General features: G+C 62.1%; 18 protein-coding genes. 2 read left to right on the top strand and 16 right to left on the bottom strand.

The window, feature by feature from the left end:
- Window positions 1-20 precede the first annotated feature (20 nt).
- The 16 genes from Q8O96_RS20500 to glnE all read right to left on the bottom strand — a co-directional run bounded on the left by Q8O96_RS20500 (window position 21) and on the right by glnE (window position 19,053).
- Window positions 21-641: a CatB-related O-acetyltransferase gene (locus Q8O96_RS20500; RefSeq protein WP_102862875.1), complete on the bottom strand. Its 621-nt coding sequence runs from the start codon at window positions 639-641 to the stop codon at window positions 21-23.
- 15 nt (window positions 642-656) lie between these two features.
- Window positions 657-1,541: a glycosyltransferase gene (locus Q8O96_RS20495; protein WP_102862874.1), complete on the bottom strand. Its 885-nt coding sequence runs from the start codon at window positions 1,539-1,541 to the stop codon at window positions 657-659.
- The gene (locus Q8O96_RS20490) at window positions 1,538-2,692 is read right to left on the bottom strand and encodes a glycosyltransferase (protein WP_305949305.1); all 1,155 of its coding nucleotides are present in this window, start codon (window positions 2,690-2,692) and stop codon (window positions 1,538-1,540) included. The genes Q8O96_RS20495 and Q8O96_RS20490 overlap by 4 nt, the downstream gene beginning before the upstream one ends.
- Entirely contained in the window at window positions 2,689-3,573 is an 885-nt protein-coding gene (locus Q8O96_RS20485; protein WP_102862872.1) for a DUF6625 family protein, read from the bottom strand. The genes Q8O96_RS20490 and Q8O96_RS20485 overlap by 4 nt, the downstream gene beginning before the upstream one ends.
- A 54-nt stretch (window positions 3,574-3,627) precedes the next feature.
- A complete protein-coding gene (locus Q8O96_RS20480) occupies window positions 3,628-5,040 on the bottom strand; it encodes a PIG-L deacetylase family protein (protein WP_115581467.1) in 1,413 nt (470 codons plus the stop codon).
- Between the two features lie 8 nt (window positions 5,041-5,048).
- Window positions 5,049-5,945: an antimicrobial resistance protein Mig-14 gene (locus tag Q8O96_RS20475; protein WP_102862870.1), complete on the bottom strand. Its 897-nt coding sequence runs from the start codon at window positions 5,943-5,945 to the stop codon at window positions 5,049-5,051.
- Window positions 5,945-7,075, bottom strand: a complete 1,131-nt coding sequence (locus Q8O96_RS20470) for a glycosyltransferase (RefSeq protein ID WP_102862869.1) — start codon at window positions 7,073-7,075, stop codon at window positions 5,945-5,947. The genes Q8O96_RS20475 and Q8O96_RS20470 overlap by 1 nt, the downstream gene beginning before the upstream one ends.
- Entirely contained in the window at window positions 7,059-8,816 is a 1,758-nt protein-coding gene (locus tag Q8O96_RS20465; RefSeq protein WP_102862868.1) for a carbamoyltransferase, read from the bottom strand. The genes Q8O96_RS20470 and Q8O96_RS20465 overlap by 17 nt, the downstream gene beginning before the upstream one ends.
- 202 nt (window positions 8,817-9,018) lie before the next feature.
- Window positions 9,019-10,473: a lipopolysaccharide kinase InaA family protein gene (locus Q8O96_RS20460; protein WP_305949304.1), complete on the bottom strand. Its 1,455-nt coding sequence runs from the start codon at window positions 10,471-10,473 to the stop codon at window positions 9,019-9,021.
- The gene (locus tag Q8O96_RS20455) at window positions 10,473-11,225 is read right to left on the bottom strand and encodes a lipopolysaccharide kinase InaA family protein (protein ID WP_102862866.1); all 753 of its coding nucleotides are present in this window, start codon (window positions 11,223-11,225) and stop codon (window positions 10,473-10,475) included. Before Q8O96_RS20455 ends, Q8O96_RS20460 begins: the two co-directional genes overlap by 1 nt.
- Window positions 11,222-11,956, bottom strand: coding sequence for a lipopolysaccharide kinase InaA family protein (locus tag Q8O96_RS20450; protein WP_305949303.1), 735 nt, complete (start codon window positions 11,954-11,956; stop codon window positions 11,222-11,224). The genes Q8O96_RS20455 and Q8O96_RS20450 overlap by 4 nt, the downstream gene beginning before the upstream one ends.
- Window positions 11,956-12,762 (bottom strand): lipopolysaccharide core heptose(I) kinase RfaP, encoded by an 807-nt coding sequence (gene rfaP, locus Q8O96_RS20445; RefSeq protein WP_115581465.1) that lies wholly within the window; start codon window positions 12,760-12,762, stop codon window positions 11,956-11,958. The genes Q8O96_RS20450 and rfaP overlap by 1 nt, the downstream gene beginning before the upstream one ends.
- Window positions 12,759-13,883 (bottom strand): glycosyltransferase family 4 protein, encoded by a 1,125-nt coding sequence (locus Q8O96_RS20440; protein ID WP_305949302.1) that lies wholly within the window; start codon window positions 13,881-13,883, stop codon window positions 12,759-12,761. The genes rfaP and Q8O96_RS20440 overlap by 4 nt, the downstream gene beginning before the upstream one ends.
- Window positions 13,883-14,944, bottom strand: coding sequence for a lipopolysaccharide heptosyltransferase I (gene waaC / locus Q8O96_RS20435; protein WP_102862862.1), 1,062 nt, complete (start codon window positions 14,942-14,944; stop codon window positions 13,883-13,885). The genes Q8O96_RS20440 and waaC overlap by 1 nt, the downstream gene beginning before the upstream one ends.
- Window position 14,945: 1 nt before the next feature.
- Window positions 14,946-15,980: a lipopolysaccharide heptosyltransferase II gene (gene waaF / locus Q8O96_RS20430; RefSeq protein ID WP_102862861.1), complete on the bottom strand. Its 1,035-nt coding sequence runs from the start codon at window positions 15,978-15,980 to the stop codon at window positions 14,946-14,948.
- A 133-nt stretch (window positions 15,981-16,113) separates the two neighbouring features.
- Window positions 16,114-19,053 carry a bifunctional [glutamate--ammonia ligase]-adenylyl-L-tyrosine phosphorylase/[glutamate--ammonia-ligase] adenylyltransferase gene (gene glnE / locus Q8O96_RS20425; RefSeq protein ID WP_207166978.1) on the bottom strand — a complete coding sequence of 980 codons (2,940 nt, stop codon included), beginning with the start codon at window positions 19,051-19,053 and terminating at the stop codon, window positions 16,114-16,116.
- Between the two features lie 383 nt (window positions 19,054-19,436).
- Here glnE and aceE point away from each other — a divergent pair, with 383 nt between their 5' ends.
- On the top strand, window positions 19,437-22,082 hold the full coding sequence (gene aceE, locus Q8O96_RS20420; RefSeq protein ID WP_102862859.1) for a pyruvate dehydrogenase (acetyl-transferring), homodimeric type: 2,646 nt from the start codon (window positions 19,437-19,439) through the stop codon (window positions 22,080-22,082).
- Between the two features lie 11 nt (window positions 22,083-22,093).
- Window positions 22,094-24,022: a dihydrolipoyllysine-residue acetyltransferase gene (aceF, locus tag Q8O96_RS20415; protein ID WP_305949301.1), complete on the top strand. Its 1,929-nt coding sequence runs from the start codon at window positions 22,094-22,096 to the stop codon at window positions 24,020-24,022.
- Window positions 24,023-24,065: the final 43 nt, after the last annotated feature.

The following is a 24,065-nucleotide window of genomic DNA, read 5'->3' as shown; positions in this document are numbered from 1 at the left end:
GGGAATTGAGCCGCTGAACGTCAGGCCTGACGCTGCCGGGCATAAGCCAGGAAGCCTTCGATATCATCACTGCACAGCTTGTCGGCAAGCCCGTGCAACTCGGCTTCCGGCCAGTCCCACCAGGCACTCTGCAACAACTGCTGGCGCTGTTCTTCGGGGAAGCGCCACCGCAGGAAACGCGCCGGATTGCCACCGACCACCGCATAGGGCTCCACATCCTTGGTGACCAGAGCCCCCGCCGCGACAATCGCGCCATGGCCGATGGTCACACCGGACAACAGTGTGCTGTTGGAGCACAGCCATACATCACTGCCCACCCGCACATCGCCATTGGTGCCGGCGTAACCGCTGATATGCGCGGCCTGGGGCAGCATTGCGGGAAAGGGGTAGGTGCTGACCCAATCCGCACGGTGGTGACCACCAAGAAAAATCTGCACGCCTTCGGCGATCGAGCAGTAAGCACCGATGCTCAGGGTCGAACCTTCCTGCCAGTCATGCACCTCAGGCAAGCCATAACTGCCGCGGCCAATGCTGTACCCCGGATAACGCTGTTGGAAGCGCACCACGCCGCGTTCGATTTTCGGCAGTTTGCGGATCGCACGCTTGGCGCGCTTTTCAAGAAAGCGTTGAATCCAGCCCATGCTCCGGCGCCCCTTTCAGTCTTTTTCCAGCGGCGAAAAATACAAGCGGCCCAGCCCACGCCAGGTTTTCTTGTTCCAGGCCTTGAACGGAATCTGTGCCAACAATTCGCGAGCCAGTTTCCGATCGCGATTGGACACCTTGAGGAACATCGAACTGAGGAACTTGTAGCGAACCTCCTCGTACAGCGGATGCTCACTGAACAGAGCGTAGGTGCGCAGGATGTTGTCGATCATGAAGCGGTTGTTCTTGTAGGAGTTGGTGGCGTGCTTGCGATAACGCGCCATCACTACGTTCAAGCCGTCGATAAAGTAGCCCGCATGGGTGATCTTCAGCTCGATCAGCAAGTCCTCAAGGCGGATATTCGGGTCGAAACCACCGACCTTCTCCAGTGCCTCGCGGCGAATCATCAACGTCGGCGCAGGCGGGTAAGGCTTGCGCTCAAGGAACATGTCATCGAAATCCAGACGCCGGAACGGTACATCACGGCGCTGGCGATTTTCGGGAAACGGGTTGCCATCGCTGTCGATCAACTCGATATTGCCGGCGCAGATCCCGACCTCCGGCTTGCCGTCCAGGTAGGCCACCTGAGTCGCGATACGTTCGGGCAGCATAATGTCGTCGGAACCGAAGGGCACGATCAGGCTGCCCTTGGCCCGAGCGATGGCGCCATTGAGGGTATTGGTCAGCCCCTGATTCTGCTGGACGCGGAAGTCGAAACCATGCAAAGCCTGCAAACGCCGGATACGCTCGACGCTGTCATCGCTGGAACCGTCATCCACCACCAGCAGTTCGATGTTCGAATAGGTCTGGTTGAGCACGCTGAGAATGCTCTGCTCGATATAGGGTGCGTGGTTGTAGGAGGCGATGATTACCGTCACCACAGGTTGCTGGTCTGTCATTGCTGCCTCTTGCCCGCCTGACTCAATCCCGAGTCGATCAATTGCCGGTATTCCTCGCGGAACACCTCGATATCATGTTCTTTTTGTAGATAGCGATACGCTTGCTGGCCCTTGTCGGCCAACGCCTCATCGGAGAGCCCCAGGTAATTGTCCAGTGCCGCCGTCAGCGCCGGCACATTGGCCGGCTCAACCGCCATGCCACCAGCCCCTTCAATCAGCGGCAGCATGGCCGGTACATTGGAAGCGATCACCGGCAACTGCCCGCTCATGCCTTCCAGCAACGCCAGGCCCAAGCCTTCGGCCAATGACGGCATGGTCCAGATATCGAAGGCACGCACATACTGCAGTGCGTTCTCCTTGAAGCCCAGCAGGTGGGCCCGGCCCTGCAGGCCCAGACGCTCGATCTCGGCGCGCAGATTGGCCTCTTCGCGCCCGGCGCCAATGATCGCCAACTGAGTCTGTGGGTACTTGTCCTTGAGCTGAGCAAATGCCTGCAGCAGGTAAGTGTGGCCCTTGACCGGCACCAGGCGCCCCAGAGCACCGATCAGGCGCACGGAAGGGTCCAGCCCCAACAACTCACGAGAGCGCTCGCGGGAGTGCTGCAAGGCTTCGGCCTGTTCGATATCGATGGCGTTGGTGATCGCCCAGGTGTTCTGGTCGGTGAAACCGCACCGGCAATCCAGCAGGTACTGCTTGACCGCGGGCGATACACCGACAAAACGCCAGTGCCGGTCGATCAGGCGCTGGGTCTGGCGCCGCCGGTAAAGCCGGTCGTACTCACCGAAACCATGGGAGATGCCAATGCACAGGGGGACCTTCAACCAACGGTTGAGGGTCAGCATCATGTTCACCGGCTTGAAGCGATTGCAGATCACCACATCGAACTTTTCCTTGCGGCAGAACTGATACAACCGCCACATGGCCCGCAGACGCATGCCTTTCAGGGCCTTGTCGGAAAACTCGAAATACACCGAATGATCGGCCCGGCTGACCGGATCGGCCGGCCCGGGTCGCCCACGCAGGAAGGCCGCCGTCATCTCGTACCGGTCAGCCGGCAAGGCCTTGACGATCTGCTCCGCCAGGTCGGCGAAGTCGTGGGATTTGACGTTGTAGTCCGGCTGCAATTGCAGGACCTTGAAGCGCTGACTCATAACTCTCCCCGGTGGAAGCCTGTGGCATCGATGACCCAGGAAGACTCGCTGGCCAGGGCCTGGACCACCTTGGCATCCTGCTCAGGCAAATCCGACCACTCATTGCGCTTCCAACACACAAAGTGGAAATACGGAAAACTGCGGTCGCCGTCGCGGTCATTGGTCAGATGCCCCTCCTTCCAGTACCAGCGCGTTGGAAAATCACGACTGCCGTCATGCCAGTCGATCACTCCGCCCGGCGTGCTGAACGCCTCAGTGAACTCGCTGCGACGACGCCATGGATTGAACTTGCCCACCAGCTTGAACAGCGGCTTCGGGAAGTTCTTGCGCCAGAGAAAAATTCGACTGAACGCCCCTTCATCCAGTGCATGATGCTGCTGGTCGGTAAAGCGCGTCTGCCAATCCTTGATCTGCCTGAACAGTTCAAGCTGGCGGGCGCTGTTGCGTATCAGGCACAAGTGCCCAGCGACGCGACGCTCGTGGGTGGAGAACAGGTCATACTTCGCCAGACGATCTGCGGTGAAGTAGGCCCGCAGGTCACCGTAGACCAGATCGATATCGCCGAAAGCCCAAAAGTCGTAGCCCTGCAGCCGATCAATATGGATATAACCCATTGCAGGCCTGATATCACAGAGCTTGTAAGCCGCATTGGGCGCAAAATCGATGTTCAGGCGCTGCGACACCAAGGCGCAATAATCAGCAAAGCTGATGCTTTCAAACTGGACGTTCGGCGGCAGATTCTCCGGAATCCCACAATCGCTGAAAAACAACCAGTCGATGTCCGGATTGCGTCGGCAGCTTTCGAGAAAAAACGGCAGCCAGAATGGCCAGCGCCCGAAATAGGGCATGAGAAACAGGATTCGCGGGCGTGGATTGATCACAAAAGACTCGCTGTCAGGTTAGGGGCACAACAGATTCCTGTGTTTATGCCGGTTTTATCGCTGCCGCAACAGCCAGAACAGTTCGTGCCGCCGCACTGCCTTGCGAAAGAACTCATTCTCTCCCAGGGTCGAAGGCACTCTACTAGCCAGAAGCCATTGTATCGACCTGCGCAGACGCCGCTTGAACGGCATTCTCGGCTGCAGGTCATGCATCATGCCCAAGGCCATGGCCTTGTCATATTGCTCAACCTGGGACAGTGGCAAACACCAGGGACGCAACTCTGTCGTCGAATCGAACACCGGCGGCAAAGCAATGCCCGCACCCGAATCACCCATTGGCCAGCGGTCGTTGTCATGCAGGTGATTGGCATAGCCAAGCACGGTGGTCGGCTGCCAGTCCAACCCCTCCAGCGCCTGCATCACCGCCGCCTGGGCACAGATATGGTCAGGATGAGGGTCCAGTGACGGATGGGGCAGCACCAGCACTTCGGGCCGCGCCTTGAGCAGCAGCTCGCGCAGATCAGCCAACAGGTTGTCCCAGGTCGGCAGCCCATCCCGATCGGCTGGTAGCGGGAACGGATTGAACTGGCGGAACAGGCGGATATCGCTCAACTGCGCCTCACGCGAGGCCACCGGCTGTTGCGGCGCGGCCTGCATGGCAGGCAGTTGCAGACAGAAGTACCCCAGCTGTACGCAGTGCGCTTCAGGCACTCCCGCCCAACGCGGCACAGCGATACTGTCCCAGGCTCGCAAACGGCCCTTGATTCGCGCTGCCTCGGCAGCGTTCATACCCATGGCCTGATAATGCTCGGCCTCGATTTCCCCCGCTGTCAGGGTCACGATCCAGGCTTCGTCAGCCTGGCTGTACAAGCCAAAGGCTGCCAGTTCAGCATCGTCGGCATGGGGCGCAATCACCATCACTCGCTGGCGTCGGTAGTCGGGGTCGCGCCAGGCCATCAACTGCGGCTGGACCTGAATCCGACAGAATCGCCCACGCAGTTGCAGCTCGCCGCCGAGCAGCGGGCCAGTCAGGCCGCTAAGGTTGAGATAACGCAGGCCATCGACGCCCCGCTCGAACGCCTGGCGGTCGAGCGTCGGGCCGCCCAGCACCTCAATGGCCGGATCGAGAAAACGTCCGATCCAGGAACTCTTGACCTGCACCCCAAGAATCAGTGTCTCGTCCGCCGCCAGTTCCGGCACCGAGTCCAGCAGCAGGCGCCCCGCCTCCAGGCGCACTGCGAGCTGCCGAGCATCGCTGCCAAAGTCATAGCAGTAGTCGTCCTTGGGCGAGTAGAACAGGTGATCGGCAAACCAGGCTTCATGGGCCAGCCAGCCAAGAACGGCCAACAGCAGCGGCAACCACCAGGCCACCAGCACGCCAATCAGCAGCAACAGCACCAGCCCCACCAACAGGGCGATTCGTTTATTGCGCCGGTGGCGCTTGAGCAGTTGCTGTTTGCGACTCATGGACGGCCTCACACCTGAAAAACCGGCACCGGATTGCACCAACGGTCCTTGTACTCACGGTCGGCGCGGCCAAAAGAGAAACGCAGCGGTTTATCCAGGGCCCGAGCCTGTTCCCAGGCACTCTGGGTGTTGAGGAAGCTCAGCACGCTCCCCGGACTGAACTCACGCGTCTGTGGGTCAACACCACCGTTTACATACTCCACGCTGATCCACTGCGGCGCTTCGACCCGGTAGATCAACTGCACGGCAATCGGCGCATCGTTGAGGAAAATCACCGAGCCGATCAGCAGCTCGCGCAAGCGTTCCAACACCTCGGCCATGCGCTCGGCGCCAGTGGCCGCAAAGCCCCAGCGGCGCTGGAACAGGTCACAGTAGATGGCCGCCAGTTCAGCGCTGGTGAAATCACTGACCGCACGCACCACCCCACCCGCTTCTTCCAGCAGACGCAGTTCGCGGCGCTGGTTGTAGCGAAACTTCTTCGACAACTCTTCGGGGGTACGGGCCATGGCCAATTGTTCGGCCTGAGGCTTGAGGGTGCTGAAGCGCCCTTCGTTAAGCGCAGACAGGTAGCGCCCACGATGACGCAGTGGCACCTGAGCATCGGCCGCTGCCGGAAGGATCAACTCGGCATTGCCGATATCAAACAGGCCCTTCTTGCCGGCTCGCTTGAGCACGTCCTTGGACAGCGCCAGGTCCCGCCCCCAGGTGGCAATGGCCGCCTGCAGATGGCCGTCCTGTTCCCAGGCCAGATAACGCACGGGAATCTGCGCCAGGTCCGCCAGTTGCTCCACCACCAACGGATGGGTCGCCACACTGCCACCAAAGCGCTGCCAGGCATCGGCATAGGTCGACGCGTCAATGACTGACCAGCCACGTTCGCGCCAGCCTTGAAATCGATTGAGCATCAGCCCCTCGCGGTCAGATCGGTGACTTGCGGCAAACGCCAGAATACGTCCCGTACAGCACGGTCGGAGAAACGCTCGCGCAAGCGATCGAGCATCAACTCGGCACAGACCCGGCGCTGATGGTCATCCATCGCGGCCAGGTGCTGCAGGCCTTGAGCCATGTGCTCGGCGTCTCCCAGAGGGAACAGAATACCCACACCCTCTACCACTTCCTTTGCACCGCCGCAGGCGGTGGCCAGCAACGGCACACCGGCCGCCATGGCTTCCAGCAGGACCATGCCGAAGGGTTCGTGATCGGAGCTCAAGGCAAATACGTCGAACGCACGGAAATAGCGCCGAGCGTCCGGCACCTGCCCGAGGAACAGCACGCGATCAGCCACGCCCAGTTCACGGGCCAGGGATTTCAGATCCTTCTCCAGGCGTCCGGTCCCCAGGATCGCCAGTTGACTCTGCTGCGGCAATTGCGGCACGGCGGCGGCAAAGCCCCGCAGCAAAGTGGCCTGATCCTTGTCCGGGTGCAGGCGTCCGACGTTGCCGACAATCCAGGCATCCGCGGACAGGCCCAGCTCGCTGCGGGCCTGGGCTGCGTCCAGCTGGCTGGCCTGCAAGGCTTCCAGGTCGATGCGGTTGTACAGGGTCTGGATGCGCGCCGCAGGCCATTTGGGCAGGCAGGCACGCATGTCGTCACGCACCGCATCAGAGACCCCCAACAGGCTCAGGCGCTTGCGAAACAGTCCAGCGAAGATCTGCCGGCTTCGGCGCTTGTAGTCGGAAAAGGCGTGATGGACACCCACTACCGGCAAGCGGGTGCCCAACAAAGCGATGTAGATCGGCTTGAAACGGTGAGCGATGCAAAAGCTGAAATTGCGCGAGGCGGCAATCTTGCGCAGGTCACGAATGGCACCCAGCTTGAGGCCACGAATGGCCTTGGAGCTGTATTCCATGAACAGCACTTCATCGGACGCACAACCGGCAGCCACTTCGGCATCGGCGGCCCCGGTGAGAAACACCGTGGTCACCCGATAGCCGCTGCCCGCGAACAAGTTGGCGTATTGCCGGGCGCAGTCCAGGAACGGCCCGTCATAGCCGTGGCAAAACTGCAGCACATGGCGTTCAGCCGAGCGTGTCATAAGGGTCCACGCCGTCTTTGACCACCAGAATGTCTTCCATGATCAGGTACTGCAGATCGGAACCGTAGAACATGTTCAGGGCGTCGGTCGGCGAGCAGATCATCGGCTCGCCACGGCGGTTCAACGAGGTGTTCAGCGACACGCCGTTACCGGTCAGGACTTCCAGGGCCTTCATCATGTCGTAGTAGCGCGGGTTGTATTCGCGCTTGAGCACCTGGGCCCGGGATGTACCGTCTTCGTGAACCACTTCCGGCACCCGGGTCTTCCACTCTTCAGCCACTTCGAAGGTGAAGGTCATGAACGGCGCCGGGTGGTCGACCTTGATCATCTGCGGACCGACGGTGTCGAGCATCGACGGGCAGAAAGGCCTCCAGCGCTCGCGAAACTTGATCTGCTCGTTGATCCGGTCGGCAACGCCCACGGCGCTCGGGCAACCGATGATCGAACGACCGCCCAGGGCCCGTGGACCGAACTCCATGCGGCCTTGGAACCAGGCCACCGGGTTGCCATCGACCATGATCTTGGCGATGCGTTCCGGGGTGTTGTCGATCTGCCGCCAGGCCGGTTTGTTCGGGTGACGGGCACAGGCGGCGATCACGTCTTCGTTGCTGTAGGACGGGCCGAGATAGACGTGCTCCATCTTCTCTACCGGCACCCCACGGGCATGGGAAACGTACGCAGCAGCGCCCACGGCGGTGCCGGCGTCGCCGGAAGCCGGCTGCACGAACAGCTCTTTGACTTCAGGACGGGCAATGATCTTCTGGTTCAGCTTGACGTTCAGCGCGCAGCCGCCGGCGAAAGCCAGCTTGCCGGTTTCCTTGAGGACGTCGCCCAGGTAGTGGTCGATCATCTGCAGGGCCAGTTTCTCGAACAGCGCCTGCATGCTCGCGGCGTAGTGGATGTAAGGCTCGTCGGCGATGTCGCCTTCGCGCTTGGGACCCAGCCACTCGATGAGTTTTGGCGAGAAGTAGAAACCCTTGCCCTTCTCTTTGTAGCGACGCAGGCCAATGACGTTGGCGTAGTCGGTGTTGATCACCAGTTCGCCGTTTTCAAAGCTGGCCAGGCGCGAGAAATCGTACTTGCTGGCGTCGCCATAAGGCGCCATGCCCATGACCTTGAACTCGCCGTCGAGCATTTCGAAGCCGAGGAACTCGGTGATCGCGCCATAGAGGCCACCCAGGGAGTCCGGATCGAAGAACTCCTTGATCTTGTGGATCTTGCCGTTTTCGCCGTAGCCGAAGAAGGTAGTGGCGTATTCGCCCTTGCCGTCGATCCCGAGAATCGCGGTCTTCTCCTTGAAGCCCGAGCAGTGGTAGGCACTGGAGGCGTGGGCCAGGTGGTGCTCCACCGGCTCGATCTTGACCTTTTTCGGGTCAAAACCCAGTTGCTCCAGGCACCAGACGATCTTCTTGCGATAGCGCTTGTAGCGACGGTTGCCCATCAGGATCGCGTCCAGAGCGCGGTCCGGGGCATACCAGTAGCGCTTGGCGTAATGCCAGCGAGCCTTGCCGAACAGGCTGATCGGGGCAAACGGAATCGCTACCACGTCAACGTCGGAAGGCTTGATCCCGGCCTGTTCCAGGCAGAACTTCGCCGACTCGTAGGGCATGCGGTTCTTTGCATGCTTGTCGCGCACGAAACGCTCTTCTTCAGCGGCGGCAATCAGTTTGCCGTCGATATACAGGGCTGCTGAAGGATCATGGCTAAGGGCGCCGGACAGGCCAAGAATCGTCAATGCCACAGGGGTCTAGCCTCGTTTAGTCTGCATGCGGGCGCAGTGCGCCTTGAAAATAAAGTGTGCTCGCAAAGGGGCGAGAAACAACGAAAGGGCGGGATTATAACGTAAAAGCAGGAGCAAGCCTCTAGCGGCAAGCGCCAAGCCCGGGCGCCGCATACGCCACGGCCCGCAGCCGCTGCCAGCTGCAGCGGCCATAGGTCGCAGGTCAGGCCTCGGCGCTCTGGACGGTCTTGGGCAGCCGCCGATCAATCACTTGATACAAATTGCTGCTTTCGGGCCAGTTGCGCATGAAACGTGCGCGATCCCGGGCAAATGCCGGAGCAAAGCTGCTCTGACTGGAGTGCTGACACATGGAATCCAGATCGATCAGGGCCCAGCGATCTTCCTGCCAGAACAGATTGTGGCCCTTGAAGTCGCCATGACTGATGCGCTCCCTGATCAACTGGGCAAACAGCCGATCCAGCGCCAGCAACTCCGACTCAGGCGCCTCGCCACTGTCCACGAACGGCGCAAAACGCTCAATGATGTCAGGCCCAGGCAAGTACTCGGTCACCAGGTAGGCGCGATGGCGCAACCAGAGAAAACGCTGCTCCAGTACCGCCAGGGGCCTGGGCGTGGCAATCCCCAGGAACTCCAGGCGATTGCCTTCACGCCAGGAGTGCCAGGCCCGGCTCGGGCGCCAGAAACGCTTGAGCCAATGAGCCAAGCCCTTGATGTTGTAGCGCTTGACCACCAGGGTCCGCCCCGCGGCCTCAACCCGGCCGACACTGGCGGCGCCACCGGTCTTGTACAGATGCCCCTGATCCAGCAGGGCATCGGCCTGCGCCAACACTGGCAGCATCGCGGCCTCTTCCTCACGGCGAATCGCACGCAAGGCGAAAGGTCCACGCTGCACGCTGAACAGCGTGCACTCACGGCCAACCTTGTTGAGAAAGTCCCGCAGGCGCCAGCCACGCACCTTGTTCACCTGCTTCTCCAGGGCCTCCAGAGGCAAGGCGTGCTCGGCATTGCTCAGCAGGTAATGCACCAGCAACTCTTCAGTGAAGGGTTCCAGGCTCTTGGGTAGCTGGGCGAAGAACACTCCCAGGTTTTCCAGGACCTTTTGCCGGGACAGGGGCTTGCCAGCCTCTTCGACACAGATCCCCGCGCCATCGATCAGGTGCAGCTTGCCGTCATGGCGCAGCAGGTTGTCCAGGTGCAGGTCTTCCTGCCACAGGCCCTTGGCGTGCAACTGGGCAATAGCCCCGAGGGCCTCAGCCAACACCGCGGTCTGCTCATCGGCCAGCACCGGCAGCTTTTCCACCTGCTTCCAGGCGTCGCCGAGGCTTTGCGCCCCTTCCAGGAACTCGAAGAGCAACCAGCCGCCCTCGCCTTCCTGCAAGCCGTCCGCCAGCAGCAACGGCGTGGTCAGCCCCTGCTCCGCCAGCAGGCGCACACCCTGCAATTCCCGCTGAAAATGCCGCGCTGCCTTGGGCCCCACCAGCAACTTGGCCAGCACCGGACGCCCACGCCAGACACCGGCACCGACATAGCGCTGCCCCGGCAGCACGCGCAACAGGGTCAGCAACTGCAACTGCGCCGGGCCGGCAGCGTCCGCCAGCTCCAGGCTCAGGGGCAGGGTCGGGCTGCGCCCGCTGTTTTTCAGCTCGGACAAACGCATCAGCGAGATTCCTTATGACTGCTGCGAGCACTGAGACGAGCGGCCCAGGCGCCCACCAGGGAACTGTCCAGGGGCTGGTCCAGATAGGCCGCCAACAGGCCACGCACTTCGTCGGCATTCCACACCGAAGCCCGGCGCAGTAAAGGTTCCAGATCCTTGACCCGGTCGCGCTGACCGAACAGCAAGGGCCGAGTTTTCTCCAGGTCGATCAACTGCGCCCGGTAACCCTCGCCATGGCCTTGCAGGAAAATATGCTTGGGATAGAAGCAGCCATGGACCTGACGCAAGCTGTGCAGTTGCCGGGCCAATTGCCCACAGGCCTTGAGTACCGCCTGGCGCTGAAGCTCACTGAGCTCATCCCAACGCGACAGCAGCGCATCCAGATCGTCCCAACCATCCAGGGCCCGGGTCAGGAGTATGGCTCGAGACTCGCCATTGACCTTGCGCATGCCAAAGAACACCGCCTGCAGCGCGGGAATGCCCAACTGCTGATAACGCCGGATGTTGCGAAACTCCCGGGCGAAACTCGGTTCGCCGAAAGGCCGATGCAGGGTCCGGGTCTGGTAGTTGGTCTGCCGCTTGAGATAGAACCCCTGCCCTTCCACATCCAGGCGAAAGACGCTGCTGCTGCCGCCGCGACTGGTATTGGGCTCATCCACCGCATCCAATTGCGTAGCCCACAACTGGTCAAAAGTGCCGAGACCGTTACGCTCCAGTAGCGCACGCTCCTCGGACGCCAGGAAATCAGTCATTCGCGTCCCTCGAAAAATCTCACCACGTGGCGAATACGCGCCTTGTCGGAGGCACTCAAGCGATCGCGCTGGCGATACTGCAGATAGAAACGCAGGCGCTGAGTGGCCGACAGATGATATTTGGCCACCTTGTCCAGGCAGGCCAGATCCTTGGTGATCCGGTACTTGAGCCAGAACCCACGCCAGAAATCGCCGTTCGGACAGTCGATCAGGTACAACCGGTCCTGATCGTCGATCAGCAGGTTGCGCCACTTCAAATCATTGTGGGTAAAGCGATGGTCATGCATGACCCGGGTATAAGCGGCCAACTGACGACTCACCCCATCGACCCAGCGCCGATCCTTGAGCCGCGGATCGTTGCGCTCGGCCAGCACCGACAGGTCCTTGGTCCGCGGCAGCTCGCGAGTGATCATCGCGCCCCGGGAGTAGGCCAGGCAGCGACGCTCCAGGCCCCAGGCCACCACATCGGCAGTGGGAATGCCCCACTTGGCGAAGCGCTTGAGGTTCTGCCATTCGAACTTGACCCGGGGCTTGCCCAGGTAGCGCCGCAGGTTCTTGCCGGCGCCGGTATAGCGCTTGACGTAGTAATTGACACCGCCGCGCTCGACCCGAATAACCTCCGACAGAGGGTCCCGGGTCAGATGCTCGCCCTGCAGGGCAAATACCGCGTCCAGACTGCCAAAATCTTGCATCAACTCCTGATAAGCGGGGTCCAGGTTCCAACTCGCCATCAGAGTGCATCTCCGTACCGCTGCTTACGTGCGTAGAGTTTTTCCGCCTTGCCTTCGAGCCAGGACAGCAGCGCCGCTTCTTCGGCCAGGATCTGCCGCAACGGCTGCTGGAAATAGCCCTTGAGGAAGCGCAACTTGTCGCGGCGCGTCAGGCCGATATCCAGGGCGGAGAAATACAGGGCGGCCAGGTCCTTGTTGCGCCAGCGCAGGGTGATCTTCGGCCGGGTCTGGGCACGATGCAGGTCGATCACCGAGAGTTTCAGCTCCGCAGGCGTGATGGGACGATCGGTGTGCAACAGGAAATGGCAGATGTAGCAGTCGCGGTGGTTGACCCCGGCGCGGTGCATCATGCCGGTCATGCGCGCCACTTCGGCGATCAGCGCGCGCTTGAGGGCCGGTGCAGGCGGCTGCTTGACCCAGTCGATGCTGAAGTCTTCAAGGCTGACGGTGGGCGCCAGCTCCTCGGTGACGATGAACGAGTGCTGGTCCGCCGGGTTGCGGCCGCGCTCGCCGTAGGCCACAGCGGTCATGGTCGGCACGCCCACCTGATGCAGACGCTCCAGCGCCCGCCATTCCTGACCGGCGCCAAGCACCGGCAGCTTGGCGGTGATCAGGTTCTTGACGATCTCGCCCCAGCCAATGCCGCGATGGATCTTCACGAAATAACCGCGACCGTCGACTTCCGTACGCAAGGTACGGCGCGCTTCCAGCTCACGGTAGACCTGGCCCTTCAGGCCCTCGACAGCGTCGAACGCATCGCGTCCGGCCCAGAGGCTCTTGAAGGGTTCGGCAAGCATCAACTTCATCGGTGTTGCTCCGCCAGAATCACATCCGCAGCGTGCTGCGGCATGCTGTAAAGGTCGGCCGTCTCGGCGAACGCCAGGCCATTACGGCTCCAGGTCGCGCGTGCAGCGTCGTCGGTCAACAAGGTGGTGAGGTATTGATTGAGCTGCGCCTGCTCGAACGGCTCATCCAGCACCAGACCGCATTCGGCCTCGGCGATGTAATGGGCGTAGCCGCAGACCGCGCTCACCAGCACCGGCAGCCCAGCCACCAGGGCTTCGAGCAGCACGGTGCCGGTATTTTCGTTGTAGGCCGGATGAATCAGCAGGTCGGCTCCCAGCAGGAAACGCGGAATATCACTGCGCCCCCTCATGAACTGCACCTGGTCGCTGAGCCCCAATGCGGCACTTTGTACCTGGAATACCTTGGGGTCGTCCTGGCCGATTACAAACAGTCGGGTGCGTTTTTTCAGCGCCGAAGGCAGGGCCGCCAGCGCCTTGAGGCTGCGGTCCACGCCCTTGGTCTTGAACCCGGAGCCAATCTGCACCAGCAGCAGCTCGTCGTCCTTCAAGGCGAACTCACGACGGAAATCGGCGCGGATCTCGGCCGCGTTGGACGGTGCGCGGCGATCCTGGGCAATGCCCGGCGGCAGCAGGTGAAAGCGCTCCAGCGGGGTGTCGTAATGCTTGATGAACAGCGGCTGCTGAACCTCGGAGATCATCAGGATCTCGGTCTTGGCATCCTTGGCGAACACCGCCCGCTCGTACTCGGCGAAATGCCGGTAGCGGCCCCAGCGACGGTACAGGGAGTGCCGCAGATTCTGCGCCTTGTCCTCGAAGCAGCCATCGGCGGCGTAGTACACGTCCAGCCCCGGCATCTTGTTGAAACCGATCAGCCGATCCACCGGACGCTTGGCCAGGTCGGCCGCCATCCAGGCGCTGAGCTTTTCGTTGCGACGATGATTGAACAGCGCCTTGACCGGCGCCACCAGCACTTCAAAGCCAGGAGGCACGTCACCTTCCCAGATCAGGGTGTAGACGCGGATCTGGTGCCCGCGGCGCTGACACTCCAGGGCAATGCGCATGAAGTCGCGCTGCAGGCCGCCAAAGGGAAAATACTTATAAAGGACAAAAGCCAATTGCATCAGCGCGGCTCCTCAGCCAGTAACAAGGTGCTCAGTCGGCTGGCGACACGCTCGGGGTTAAGGCGCGTGAAGCACAATGGCCACTCGCGCTTGATGTCATAGCGTTGCTGATCCACAGCAGTGGGCTGGTAGGTGCATTTCTTCTGCAGGCACGGCGCACAGGGGAAGTTGCTCCCCAGGTGAATCTGCACCTTGCCATAGGCACCGGTCAGGCCCGGATTGGTCGGGCCAAACAAGGATATGGTCGGCACATCCAGGGCCGCGGCCAGGTGGCCCAACCCGGTGTCCACGGCCACACAGGCCTGGGCATCGGCCAGCACCTTGGCGACCCCGGCCAGGTTCAGCTTGGGCAGTACCGTGGCGTTTTTCAGGCCACTGGCAATACGCTCCGCCCGGGCCTTCTCGACAGCATTGCCCCAGGGCAGCTTGACCTCGACCCCGAGCATGCCCATGCGTTCGGTCAGCTCGCGCCAATAGGCCTCAGGCCAGTGCTTGGTGTCCCAGGTGGTGCCGTGCAGGAACAGCACGAAGGGATTCTTGCGCGGCAGCTCCACCAGCTTTTCGACATTCAGGCCGTAGTCGCCCAGGCCCTGTGGCAGGTCGTAGCCCAGGGCCACGGCGAACAGCTGGCGCACCCGCTCCACGGCGTGCTGCCCGCGGGCCACCGCCAGGCGTCGCGAGTAGAAACGCGAAGCCAGGGGCTCACGGGCCGAGTGCTTGTCCAGCCCCGCCACCGGGGCGCGCACGTAACGGGTCAGCCAGGCGCTTTTCAGCAGGCCCTGGGCATCGATCACCAGGTCGTACTTGGTCGAACGCACGCTCTGCTTGAAGCGGCGCCACTCGCCGCTCTTGATGGTCTGCCAGATATTCTTGCGCCAGCGGCGGATCGCCACTGGAATTACCTTGCCTACCGCCGGATGCCAGGAAGGAATCTCGGCGAAGCCTTCTTCCACCACCCAGTCGAACGTGATCCCCGGGATCGCTCGCGCGGCATCGGTCAGCGCCGGCAATGCATGAATCACATCACCCAGGGATGAGGTCTTGATCAACAGTACCCGCAACTTACTGGACCTCTACCACAGTGCCCTGCAACCGCTGCAGGGCTTCGTTCACCGGCTGCGGCAGGAGTTGGCGCAGGCAGTTGTAATGACCGAAGCGACAAGTGCGATCGAAACACGGGCTGCACTCGATCCCCAGGCGCACCACTTCGACCTGATCCGCCAGGGGCGGGGTGAAACCCGGGGAGGTGGAGCCGTACACCGCCACCAGCGGACGATTCAGCGCGGCCGCCACGTGCATCAGCCCGGAGTCGTTGGACACCACCGAATCGGCGCAGGACAGCAGGTCGATGGCCTCGGCCAGGGAGGTTTCGCCGCTGAGATTGGTCGACTCCTCGCGCAAGCCGGGAATCAGTCGCCCGCGAATCTCTTCACCCACGGCATGATCGTTCTTCGAACCGAACAGCCAGACCTGCCAGCCCTCGCGGATCTTCGCCTCAGCCACTTGTGCGTAATGCTCGGACGGCCAGCGCTTGGCCTCGCCGAACTCCGCTCCCGGGCACAGCGCCAGCACCGGGCGATCCAGGCTCAGGCCAAACTTGGCCAGGGCCGCCTCGCGGCTTTGCGGATCGATCTGCAGGCTCGGGCGCGGATACGGCTGGGGTAATTCGGCGCCCGGCTCATAGGCCAGAGCCATGAAGCGCTCGATCATCAGCGGATAACGCTCTTTGTCGAGCTTGCGCACGTCATTGAGCAAGCCGTAGCGGAACTCGCCGCGCCAGCCGGTGCGCTTGGGGATGCCTGCGAAGAACGGCACCAGGGCCGACTTCAGCGAATTGGGCAGCAGGATCGCCTGATCGTACTGGCCGGCCAGGGACTTGCCGATCCGCCGGCGGGTCGCCAGTTCCAGGACACCGTGGCCAAGAGGAAAGCTCAAGGCCCGACGCACCTGGGGCATGCGCTCCAGGATCGGCCGGCTCCACTCGGGGGCCAGCACGTCGATCTCGCATTGTGGATGACGCTGTTTCAGGCACTCCAAGAGTGTCTGCGCCATCACCATGTCACCGACCCAACTGGGCCCAACGATCAGAATATTCATGTGGTTTCCATAAACGAGCCGGGGAGGCATACGCCTCCCCGCCTCGAGAATCCAGCACCGCGGCCTTCACCGTCGGTTCAGTTGGGGCGAGCCTCGCAGCTCGCCGAATACAATTGCGGCTGCATTATGCCGACTAGCTTAGCCCCAGCTCGCGCCAAATTCGTAACACTTCCCGTCGTTCGGTCACGAATTGATCACCGTTAATGATTCCGGCCTCATTCTGCAACGCCTGCCGGTGAGCCGCGGAACGGTAGGCCTTGTAGACCTCGCGCAGCAGGCTGGCATCGCTCGCCGGCATCAGCCCAACCTGCTCCAGCCCTTCCAGAATGCGGATGTTATCGGTGTAGCGCAGCAATGACGGGTGCTCTTCGGACCACGCCAGGGCCGCGTATTGCACCATAAATTCGATATCGACGATACCTCCGGCGTCCTGCTTGAGGTCGAACGGCGCCGTGGCTTCAAAGGCGTTGGCCGCGGTTCCGGCGGCGGTCAGGCGGCTGCCCAGGTTGTCACGCATCTTGGCCCGCATTTCACTGACTTCCTGGCGCAACTTGGGCAGGTCGCGGGTTTTACCCAGCACGGCGGCCCGGACCTTTTCAAAGGCCTGGCCCACATCCTGGCTGCCCACCAGCACCCGGGCCCGGACCAGCGCCTGATGCTCCCAGGTCCAGGCTTCGTTTTCCTGATAGCGGGCAAAAGCCCCCAGGGAACTCACCAGCAGCCCCGAAGCACCGGACGGCCGCAGGCGCATATCCACCTCATACAACTGGCCGGAGTTGGTCTGGGTGGTCAGCAGATGGATGATGCGCTGCCCCAGCCGGGTGAAGAACTGTGCACCGTCTATGGGTTTGGGCCCATCGGTTTCCGCTTGCGGATCGCCATCATGGATAAAGACCAGATCCAGGTCGGAACCGTGGCCCAGCTCGATGCCGCCGACCTTGCCGTAGCCGACGATAATGAAACCCGGGTCACACAAGGTGCCGTCAGTGCGCTGTGGCGCCCCGTACTTGGCCACGGTCTGGCGCCAGGCCAGGGCCAGCACCTGCTCCAGAATCGCCTCGGCGAGCCAGGTCAGGTAATCGCTGACCTTCATTAAAGGCAGGCTGCCAGCGATCTCCGAGGCGGCCACCCGCAAACGGTGGGCCAGTTTGAAGTGGCGCAGGGCCTCCATCTGCTGTTCCAGGTCGTCCTCAGGAATCCGCGTCAGGCGCTCGCGCAGCTCGGCCGCCAGCTCCGGCGCCAGGGGCGGCTTGAACAGGCGTCCTTCGTTGAGCAATTCGTCCAGCAACAGAGGGAAGCGGGTGATTTGTTCGGCAATCCACGGACTGGCCGCGCACAGGGTCAGCAAGCGGCGCAAGGCGCCCGGATTTTCGGTGAGCAACACCAGATAGGCCGAACGCCGCGCCACCGCCTCGACCAGCGGCAAGACCCGCTCCAGGACCAGATCCGGATTGGCGTGTTCGACGGCCTGAGCCAGCAGGCGTGGAATAAAGGCATCCAGACGCTCACGCCCCAGGCGCTGCATGGCACGCAATTGCGGACTACCGCGCAGGCTGGCGAGTGCCCGCAGGGCCTTGGGCGCATCGACGAAACCACCCTCCTGCAACTGCCGGCAGGCGGCCTCCTCGTCCTGGGCTTCCTCCCATAACGGCAGCCACTCGCCCCCCACCACCACTTCGCTTTCGGCGCCTTCATCTTCATCAGGATCGGCAATCACCTGGCGGAAGTGCCACTCCACCCGCCCACGCCAGTACATCAGTTGCTCATGGAAGGCGCTCCAGTCGGCAAAGCCGAGCATGAAGGCGATTCGCGCCTGATCCTGGGGGTTGTCCGGCAGCATCTGCGTCTGGCGATCGGCAATGGCCTGGATCGCGTGCTCGGTATAACGCAGGAACTCGTAGCCCTCACGCAGCTCGCTGATCACCGCAGCCGGCAAATAACCCTGCCCCTCCAGCGTACCCAGCACCTTTAATAAAGGACGCTGCTGCAGGCTCAGGTCGCGCCCGCCGTGAATCAGCTGGAAGGCCTGGGCGATGAACTCCACCTCGCGAATGCCCCCCGAACCCAGCTTGATATTGTCGGCCATGCCCTTGCGCCGCACCTCCTGCTGGATCAATTGCTTCATGGTGCGCAGCGCCTCGATGGCGGAGAAGTCCAGGTACCGGCGGTAGACGAAGGGCCGCAGCATCTCCAGCAATTGCGCCCCGGCCACCTGATCCCCGGCCACCACCCGGGCCTTGATCATGGCGTAGCGTTCCCAGTCGCGCCCCTGGTCCTGATAGTACTGCTCCAGGGCATTGAAACTCAGCACCAGGGCACCGGCTGAGCCGTAAGGCCGCAGGCGCATGTCGACCCGGAACACGAAACCGTCGACGGTCATGGGGTCCAGGGCCTTGATCAGACGCTGCCCCAGACGGATGAAGAACTCCTGGTTATCCAGGGCACGCTTGACCCCCACCGTCTCGCCGCCTTCGGGGTACGCGAAGATCAGGTCGATGTCCGACGACAGGTTGAGCTCCACCGCCCCCAGCTTGCCCATGCCGAGGATGACCATCTGCTGCGGCTCGCCGCTGCGGCCGCCGGTAGGCACGCCAAATTGCTGGGTATGTCGCAGATACAGCCATTGATAGGCCTGGTCGATGCAGGCGTCGGCCAGGTCGGAAAGGTCACGGCAGGTTTGCACCAGATTCGCCTGGCGGGTCAGGTCGCGCCAGATGATCCGCACCTGCTGGCGGGTGCGCTGGCGGCGCAGTACGCGGCCCAGTTGATCATCGGTCTCGGCCGCTTGCACCGCCGCCGCAATCTGCGCGCACAACTCACCCGGCGCAAAAGCCCGGTCCAACTCACCGGAGCGCACCAGCTCCAGCAACATCAAAGGGTCACGCAGACTCTGTTCAATGACGAAGTCACTGGCGGCACTGACCCGGGCAAACTCGGCCCAGCGCTCGGTGCTCCAATCCGCAACATCGGGACCGCCTTCAAGGGTCGCCACCGCAGCGCGGAACGACTGCTCTGCACGGCTGACCAATGGCAGGAGAATCGCGGGGACTGGGGCAAGCGCGGGCAGACTCATGGGCTATCCTTGATCGGCGTGGAAAAGGCAGGCGGAGAGGAATATCGAGGGCAAGCAGCCTGATGGACTGTCGAACAAAAGTTAGAAATAGCTGAAAATAGGTTTTTTTTAGCAGCCGGCATTAATTTATTACCTATTCCCGTTAGTCAGCGACCAACAGTAACGATTATTCTCACAACGCAGCAGGAGGCCATAAGCCGCTCTTCTGTAGTTTTACTACTCGTATATACATTCGAAAGGCTGAAATGGCCGACGATTTGTAGTAAAACTACACGCCGCCGGATCAACCTCCGGCAATCCAAGAATTTATAATCGTCTGCCCACAAGGCCAGTCGCAAACTCAGGCAACCGATTCTGGAAGCCTTTCCGCCCTGGAGCAAGCCATGCAAGACCTCGATCCCGTCGAAACCCAGGAATGGCTGGACGCCCTGGAATCGGTTCTCGACAAAGAAGGCGAAGACCGTGCTCACTATCTGATGACCCGTATGGGCGAACTCGCGACCCGCAGCGGCTCGCAACTGCCCTACGCCATCACCACGCCATACCGCAACACGATTCCCGTCACCCACGAAGCACGCATGCCTGGCGACCTGTTCATGGAACGCCGCATTCGCTCGCTGGTACGTTGGAACGCGTTGGCCATGGTCATGCGTACGAACCTGAAAGATTCTGACCTGGGCGGTCACATCTCCAGCTTCGCCTCCAGCGCCACCCTGTATGACATCGGCTTCAACTACTTCTTCCAGGCCCCGACCGACGAACACGGCGGCGACCTGATCTACTTCCAGGGTCACGCATCGCCAGGCGTCTACGCACGTGCGTTCATGGAAGGCCGCATCACCGAAGAGCAAATGAACAACTTCCGCCAGGAAGTGGATGGCAACGGCCTGTCGTCCTATCCACACCCTTGGCTGATGCCTGATTTCTGGCAGTTCCCCACCGTTTCCATGGGTCTGGGTCCGATCCAGGCGATCTACCAGGCACGCTTCATGAAGTACCTGGAAGCCCGCGGCTTCATCCCGGCCGGCAAGCAGAAAGTCTGGTGCTTCATGGGCGACGGCGAGTGCGACGAGCCGGAATCCCTGGGCGCGATCTCCCTGGCCGGCCGCGAGAAGCTGGACAACCTGATCTTCGTCATCAACTGCAACCTGCAGCGCCTCGACGGCCCGGTTCGCGGCAACGGCAAGATCATCCAGGAACTCGAAGGCGTGTTCCGTGGTGCCCAATGGAACGTCAACAAGGTGGTCTGGGGCCGTTTCTGGGACCCACTGCTGGCCAAGGACGTCGACGGCATCCTGCAACGTCGCATGGACGAAGTCATCGACGGCGAGTACCAGAACTACAAGGCCAAGGACGGCGCGTTCGTCCGTGAGCACTTCTTCAATACCCCTGAACTCAAGGCGATGGTTGCCGATCTGTCCGACGACGAGATCTGGAAACTCAACCGTGGCGGCCACGACCCGTACAAGGTCTATGCGGCCTACCACGAGGCGGTCAACCACAAAGAGCAGCCGACCGTCATCCTGGCCAAGACCATCAAGGGTTATGGCACCGGCGCCGGCGAAGCGAAGAACACCGCGCACAACACCAAGAAAGTCGACGTCGACAGCCTGAAGCTGTTCCGCGACCGTTTCGACATTCCGGTGAAAGACGACGACATCGAAAACCTGCCGTTCTTCAAGCCTGAAGAAGGCAGCGCCGAAGCCCGCTACCTGAGCGAGCGTCGTGCTGCGCTGGGCGGTTTCGTGCCTCAGCGTCGCGCCAAGAGCTTCAGCATCCCGACTCCGCCACTGGATACCCTCAAGGCCATCCTCGACGGTTCCGGCGATCGCGAAATCTCCACCACCATGGCCTTCGTGCGGATCCTCGCGCAGTTGGTCAAGGACAAGGAAATCGGCCAGCGCATCGTGCCGATCATCCCGGACGAAGCCCGTACCTTCGGTATGGAAGGCATGTTCCGCCAGTTGGGCATCTACTCCTCCGTCGGCCAGCTCTACGAGCCAGTCGATAAAGACCAGGTGATGTTCTACCGCGAAGACAAGAAGGGCCAGATCCTCGAAGAAGGCATCAACGAAGCGGGCGCCATGAGCTCCTTCATCGCGGCCGGTACTTCGTACTCCAGCCACAACCAGCCGATGCTGCCGTTCTACATCTTCTATTCGATGTTCGGCTTCCAGCGTATTGGCGACCTGGCCTGGGCTGCCGGCGACAGCCGCACCCGCGGCTTCCTGATCGGCGGTACCGCCGGCCGTACCACCCTCAACGGTGAAGGCCTGCAGCACGAAGACGGTCACAGCCACATGCTGGCCGGGACCATCCCGAACTGCCGCACCTTTGATCCAACCTACGGCTACGAGCTTGCGGTGATCATCCAGGACGGCATGAAGAAGATGACCGAAGAGCAACAGGACGTCTTCTACTACATCACCGTGATGAACGAGTCCTACCAGCAGCCAGCCATGCCTGAAGGTGTCGAGGAAGGCATCATCAAGGGCATGTACCTGCTGGAAGAAGACACCCGCGAAGCCGCGCACCACGTGCAACTGATGGGCTCCGGCACCATCCTGCGCGAAGTCCGCGAAGCGGCGAAGATCCTGCGTGACGAGTTCAACGTCGCCGCCGACGTGTGGAGCGTGACCAGCTTCAACGAACTGCGTCGCGATGGCCTGGCCGTAGAGCGCAGCAACCGTCTGCACCCTGGCCAGAAGCCGAAGCTGAGCTACGTGGAAGAGTGCCTGAGCGGCCGTAAGGGTCCGGTCATCGCCTCTACCGACTACATGAAGCTGTTTGCCGAACAGATCCGCCAGTGGGTGCCGTCCAAGGAATTCAAAGTCCTGGGCACCGACGGTTTCGGCCGCAGCGACAGCCGCAAGAAACTGCGTCACTTCTTCGAAGTAGACCGTCACTTCGTGGTGTTGGCAGCCCTGGAAGCCTTGGCTGACCGTGGCGACATCGAACCCAAGGTCGTGGCTGAAGCCATCACCAAGTTCGGTATCGACCCGGAAAAACGCAACCCACTGGACTGCTGAGGAGACTTTCTGTGAGCGAACTCATTCGCGTACCTGACATCGGCAGCGGTGAAGGTGAAGTAATCGAACTGATGGTCAAGGTCGGCGATCGCATCGAAGCCGACCAGAGCATCCTGACCCTCGAGTCGGACAAGGCCAGCATGGAAATCCCTGCGCCGAAGGCCGGTGTGGTCAAAAGCCTGAAAGTGAAGCTGGGCGACCGCCTGAAAGAAGGCGACGAACTGCTGGAACTGGAAGTCGAGGGCGCCGCTGCTGCGGCCCCTGCGCCTGCAGCCGCTGCACCTGCACCTGCACAGCCGGCCGCAGCGCCAGCTGCTGCCGCTCCAACTGCCGCTCCTGCCGCTGCCTCGGTACAGCAGGTGCACGTGCCGGATATCGGCTCGTCGGGCAAGGCCCAGATCATCGAGATCCAGGTCAAGGTCGGCGACAGCGTCGAGGCCGATCAGTCGCTGATCACCCTCGAATCGGACAAGGCCAGCATGGAAATCCCGTCGCCGGCCGCCGGCGTGGTCGAGAGCATCAGCGTCAAGCTCAACGATGAAGTGGGCACTGGCGACCTGATCCTGGCCCTGAAAGTGGCCGGTGCTGCGGCTCCTGCCACTGCCGCACCAGCCCACGCCGCCGCTCCGGCTGCCGCCGCGCCTGCACCAGCCGCTGCTGCAGCTGCGCCAGTGGCCGACAGCGTCCAGGACATTCACGTTCCGGACATCGGCTCGGCCGGCAAGGCCAAGATCATCGAAGTGCTGGTCAAGGCCGGCGACAGCGTGGTTGCCGACCAGTCGCTGATCACCCTCGAATCGGACAAGGCCAGCATGGAAATCCCATCGCCAGCCGCCGGCATCGTGGAAAGCGTGTCGATCAAGCTGGACGACGAAGTCGGTACCGGTGACCTGATCCTCAAGCTCAAGGTCAAGGGCGCAGCCCCGGCAGCCGCTCCGGCCCCTGCCACGGCGAAAGCTGAAGCTGCTCCTGCCGCCGCCGCGCCTGCCGCTGCCGCTCCAGTTGCCGCACCGGCCAAACCAGGCGCGAAAGTTCACGCTGGCCCGGCTGTGCGCCAACTGGCCCGGGAATTCGGTGTCGAGCTGAGCGCCGTGAGCGCCAGCGGTCCGCACGGCCGCATCCTCAAGGAAGACGTGCAGGTCTACGTCAAGGCGATGATGCAGAAGGCCAAGGAAGCACCGGCTGCCGGCGCAACCGGTGGCGCGGGCATCCCGCCAATCCCGGTCGTGGACTTCAGCCGCTTCGGTGAAATCGAAGAAGTGCCGATGACCCGCCTGATGCAGGCCGGCGCCGCCAACCTGCACCGCAGCTGGCTGAACGTGCCGCACGTGACGCAGTTCGACTCGGCCGATATCACCGAGCTGGAAGCGTTCCGCGTTGCACAGAAAGCCGTGGCCGAGAAGGCCGGCGTCAAGCTGACCATCCTGCCGCTGCTGCTCAAGTCCTGTGCGCACCTGCTCAAGGAACTGCCGGACTTCAACAGTTCCCTGGCACCAAGCGGCAAGGCGATCATCCGCAAGAAGTACGTGAACATCGGCTTCGCCGTGGACACCCCGGATGGCCTGCTGGTACCGGTGATCAAGAACGTCGACCAGAAGAGCCTGCTGCAACTGGCGGCCGAGGCGGCTTCCCTGGCGGAAAAAGCCCGGACCAAGAAGCTCTCTGCAGACGAGATGCAAGGCGCCTGCTTCACCATCTCCAGCCTCGGGCACATTGGCGGCACCGGCTTCACGCCGATCGTCAACGCGCCGGAAGTGGCGATCCTCGGTGTTTCCAAGGCCACCATCCAGCCCGTCTGGGACGGCAAGGCCTTCCAGCCGAAGCTGATGCTGCCACTGTCCCTGTCCTACGATCACCGTGTGATCAACGGCGCGGCCGCCGCACGCTTCACCAAGCGTCTGAGCGACCTGCTGGCCGACATCCGCACCATCCTGCTGTAACTCGCGAACCGGCCTTCCCGTCATGGGTGGGCCGGTACCGCAC

The organism is Pseudomonas sp. LPH60, from assembly GCF_030718165.1.
In the GTDB taxonomy this organism is placed as follows: domain Bacteria; phylum Pseudomonadota; class Gammaproteobacteria; order Pseudomonadales; family Pseudomonadaceae; genus Aquipseudomonas; species Aquipseudomonas danubii.
This window is presented reverse-complemented; position numbering and strand designations above follow the sequence as displayed.

What these genes read in the sequence shown, in the direction of transcription:
- Q8O96_RS20500 (WP_102862875.1), bottom strand. Translation starts at nt 641, where the DNA reads ATGGGCTGGATTCAACGCTTTCTTGAAAAGCGCGCCAAGCGTGCGATC.
- Q8O96_RS20495 (WP_102862874.1), bottom strand. Translation starts at nt 1,541, where the DNA reads ATGACAGACCAGCAACCTGTGGTGACGGTAATCATCGCCTCCTACAAC.
- Q8O96_RS20490 (WP_305949305.1), bottom strand. Translation starts at nt 2,692, where the DNA reads ATGAGTCAGCGCTTCAAGGTCCTGCAATTGCAGCCGGACTACAACGTC.
- Q8O96_RS20480 (WP_115581467.1), bottom strand. Translation starts at nt 5,040, where the DNA reads ATGAGTCGCAAACAGCAACTGCTCAAGCGCCACCGGCGCAATAAACGA.
- Q8O96_RS20475 (WP_102862870.1), bottom strand. Translation starts at nt 5,945, where the DNA reads ATGCTCAATCGATTTCAAGGCTGGCGCGAACGTGGCTGGTCAGTCATT.
- Q8O96_RS20470 (WP_102862869.1), bottom strand. Translation starts at nt 7,075, where the DNA reads ATGACACGCTCGGCTGAACGCCATGTGCTGCAGTTTTGCCACGGCTAT.
- Q8O96_RS20460 (WP_305949304.1), bottom strand. Translation starts at nt 10,473, where the DNA reads ATGCGTTTGTCCGAGCTGAAAAACAGCGGGCGCAGCCCGACCCTGCCC.
- Q8O96_RS20455 (WP_102862866.1), bottom strand. Translation starts at nt 11,225, where the DNA reads ATGACTGATTTCCTGGCGTCCGAGGAGCGTGCGCTACTGGAGCGTAAC.
- Q8O96_RS20450 (WP_305949303.1), bottom strand. Translation starts at nt 11,956, where the DNA reads ATGGCGAGTTGGAACCTGGACCCCGCTTATCAGGAGTTGATGCAAGAT.
- rfaP (WP_115581465.1), bottom strand. Translation starts at nt 12,762, where the DNA reads ATGAAGTTGATGCTTGCCGAACCCTTCAAGAGCCTCTGGGCCGGACGC.
- Q8O96_RS20440 (WP_305949302.1), bottom strand. Translation starts at nt 13,883, where the DNA reads ATGCAATTGGCTTTTGTCCTTTATAAGTATTTTCCCTTTGGCGGCCTG.
- waaF (WP_102862861.1), bottom strand. Translation starts at nt 15,980, where the DNA reads ATGAATATTCTGATCGTTGGGCCCAGTTGGGTCGGTGACATGGTGATG.
- glnE (WP_207166978.1), bottom strand. Translation starts at nt 19,053, where the DNA reads ATGAGTCTGCCCGCGCTTGCCCCAGTCCCCGCGATTCTCCTGCCATTG.
- aceE (WP_102862859.1), top strand. Translation starts at nt 19,437, where the DNA reads ATGCAAGACCTCGATCCCGTCGAAACCCAGGAATGGCTGGACGCCCTG.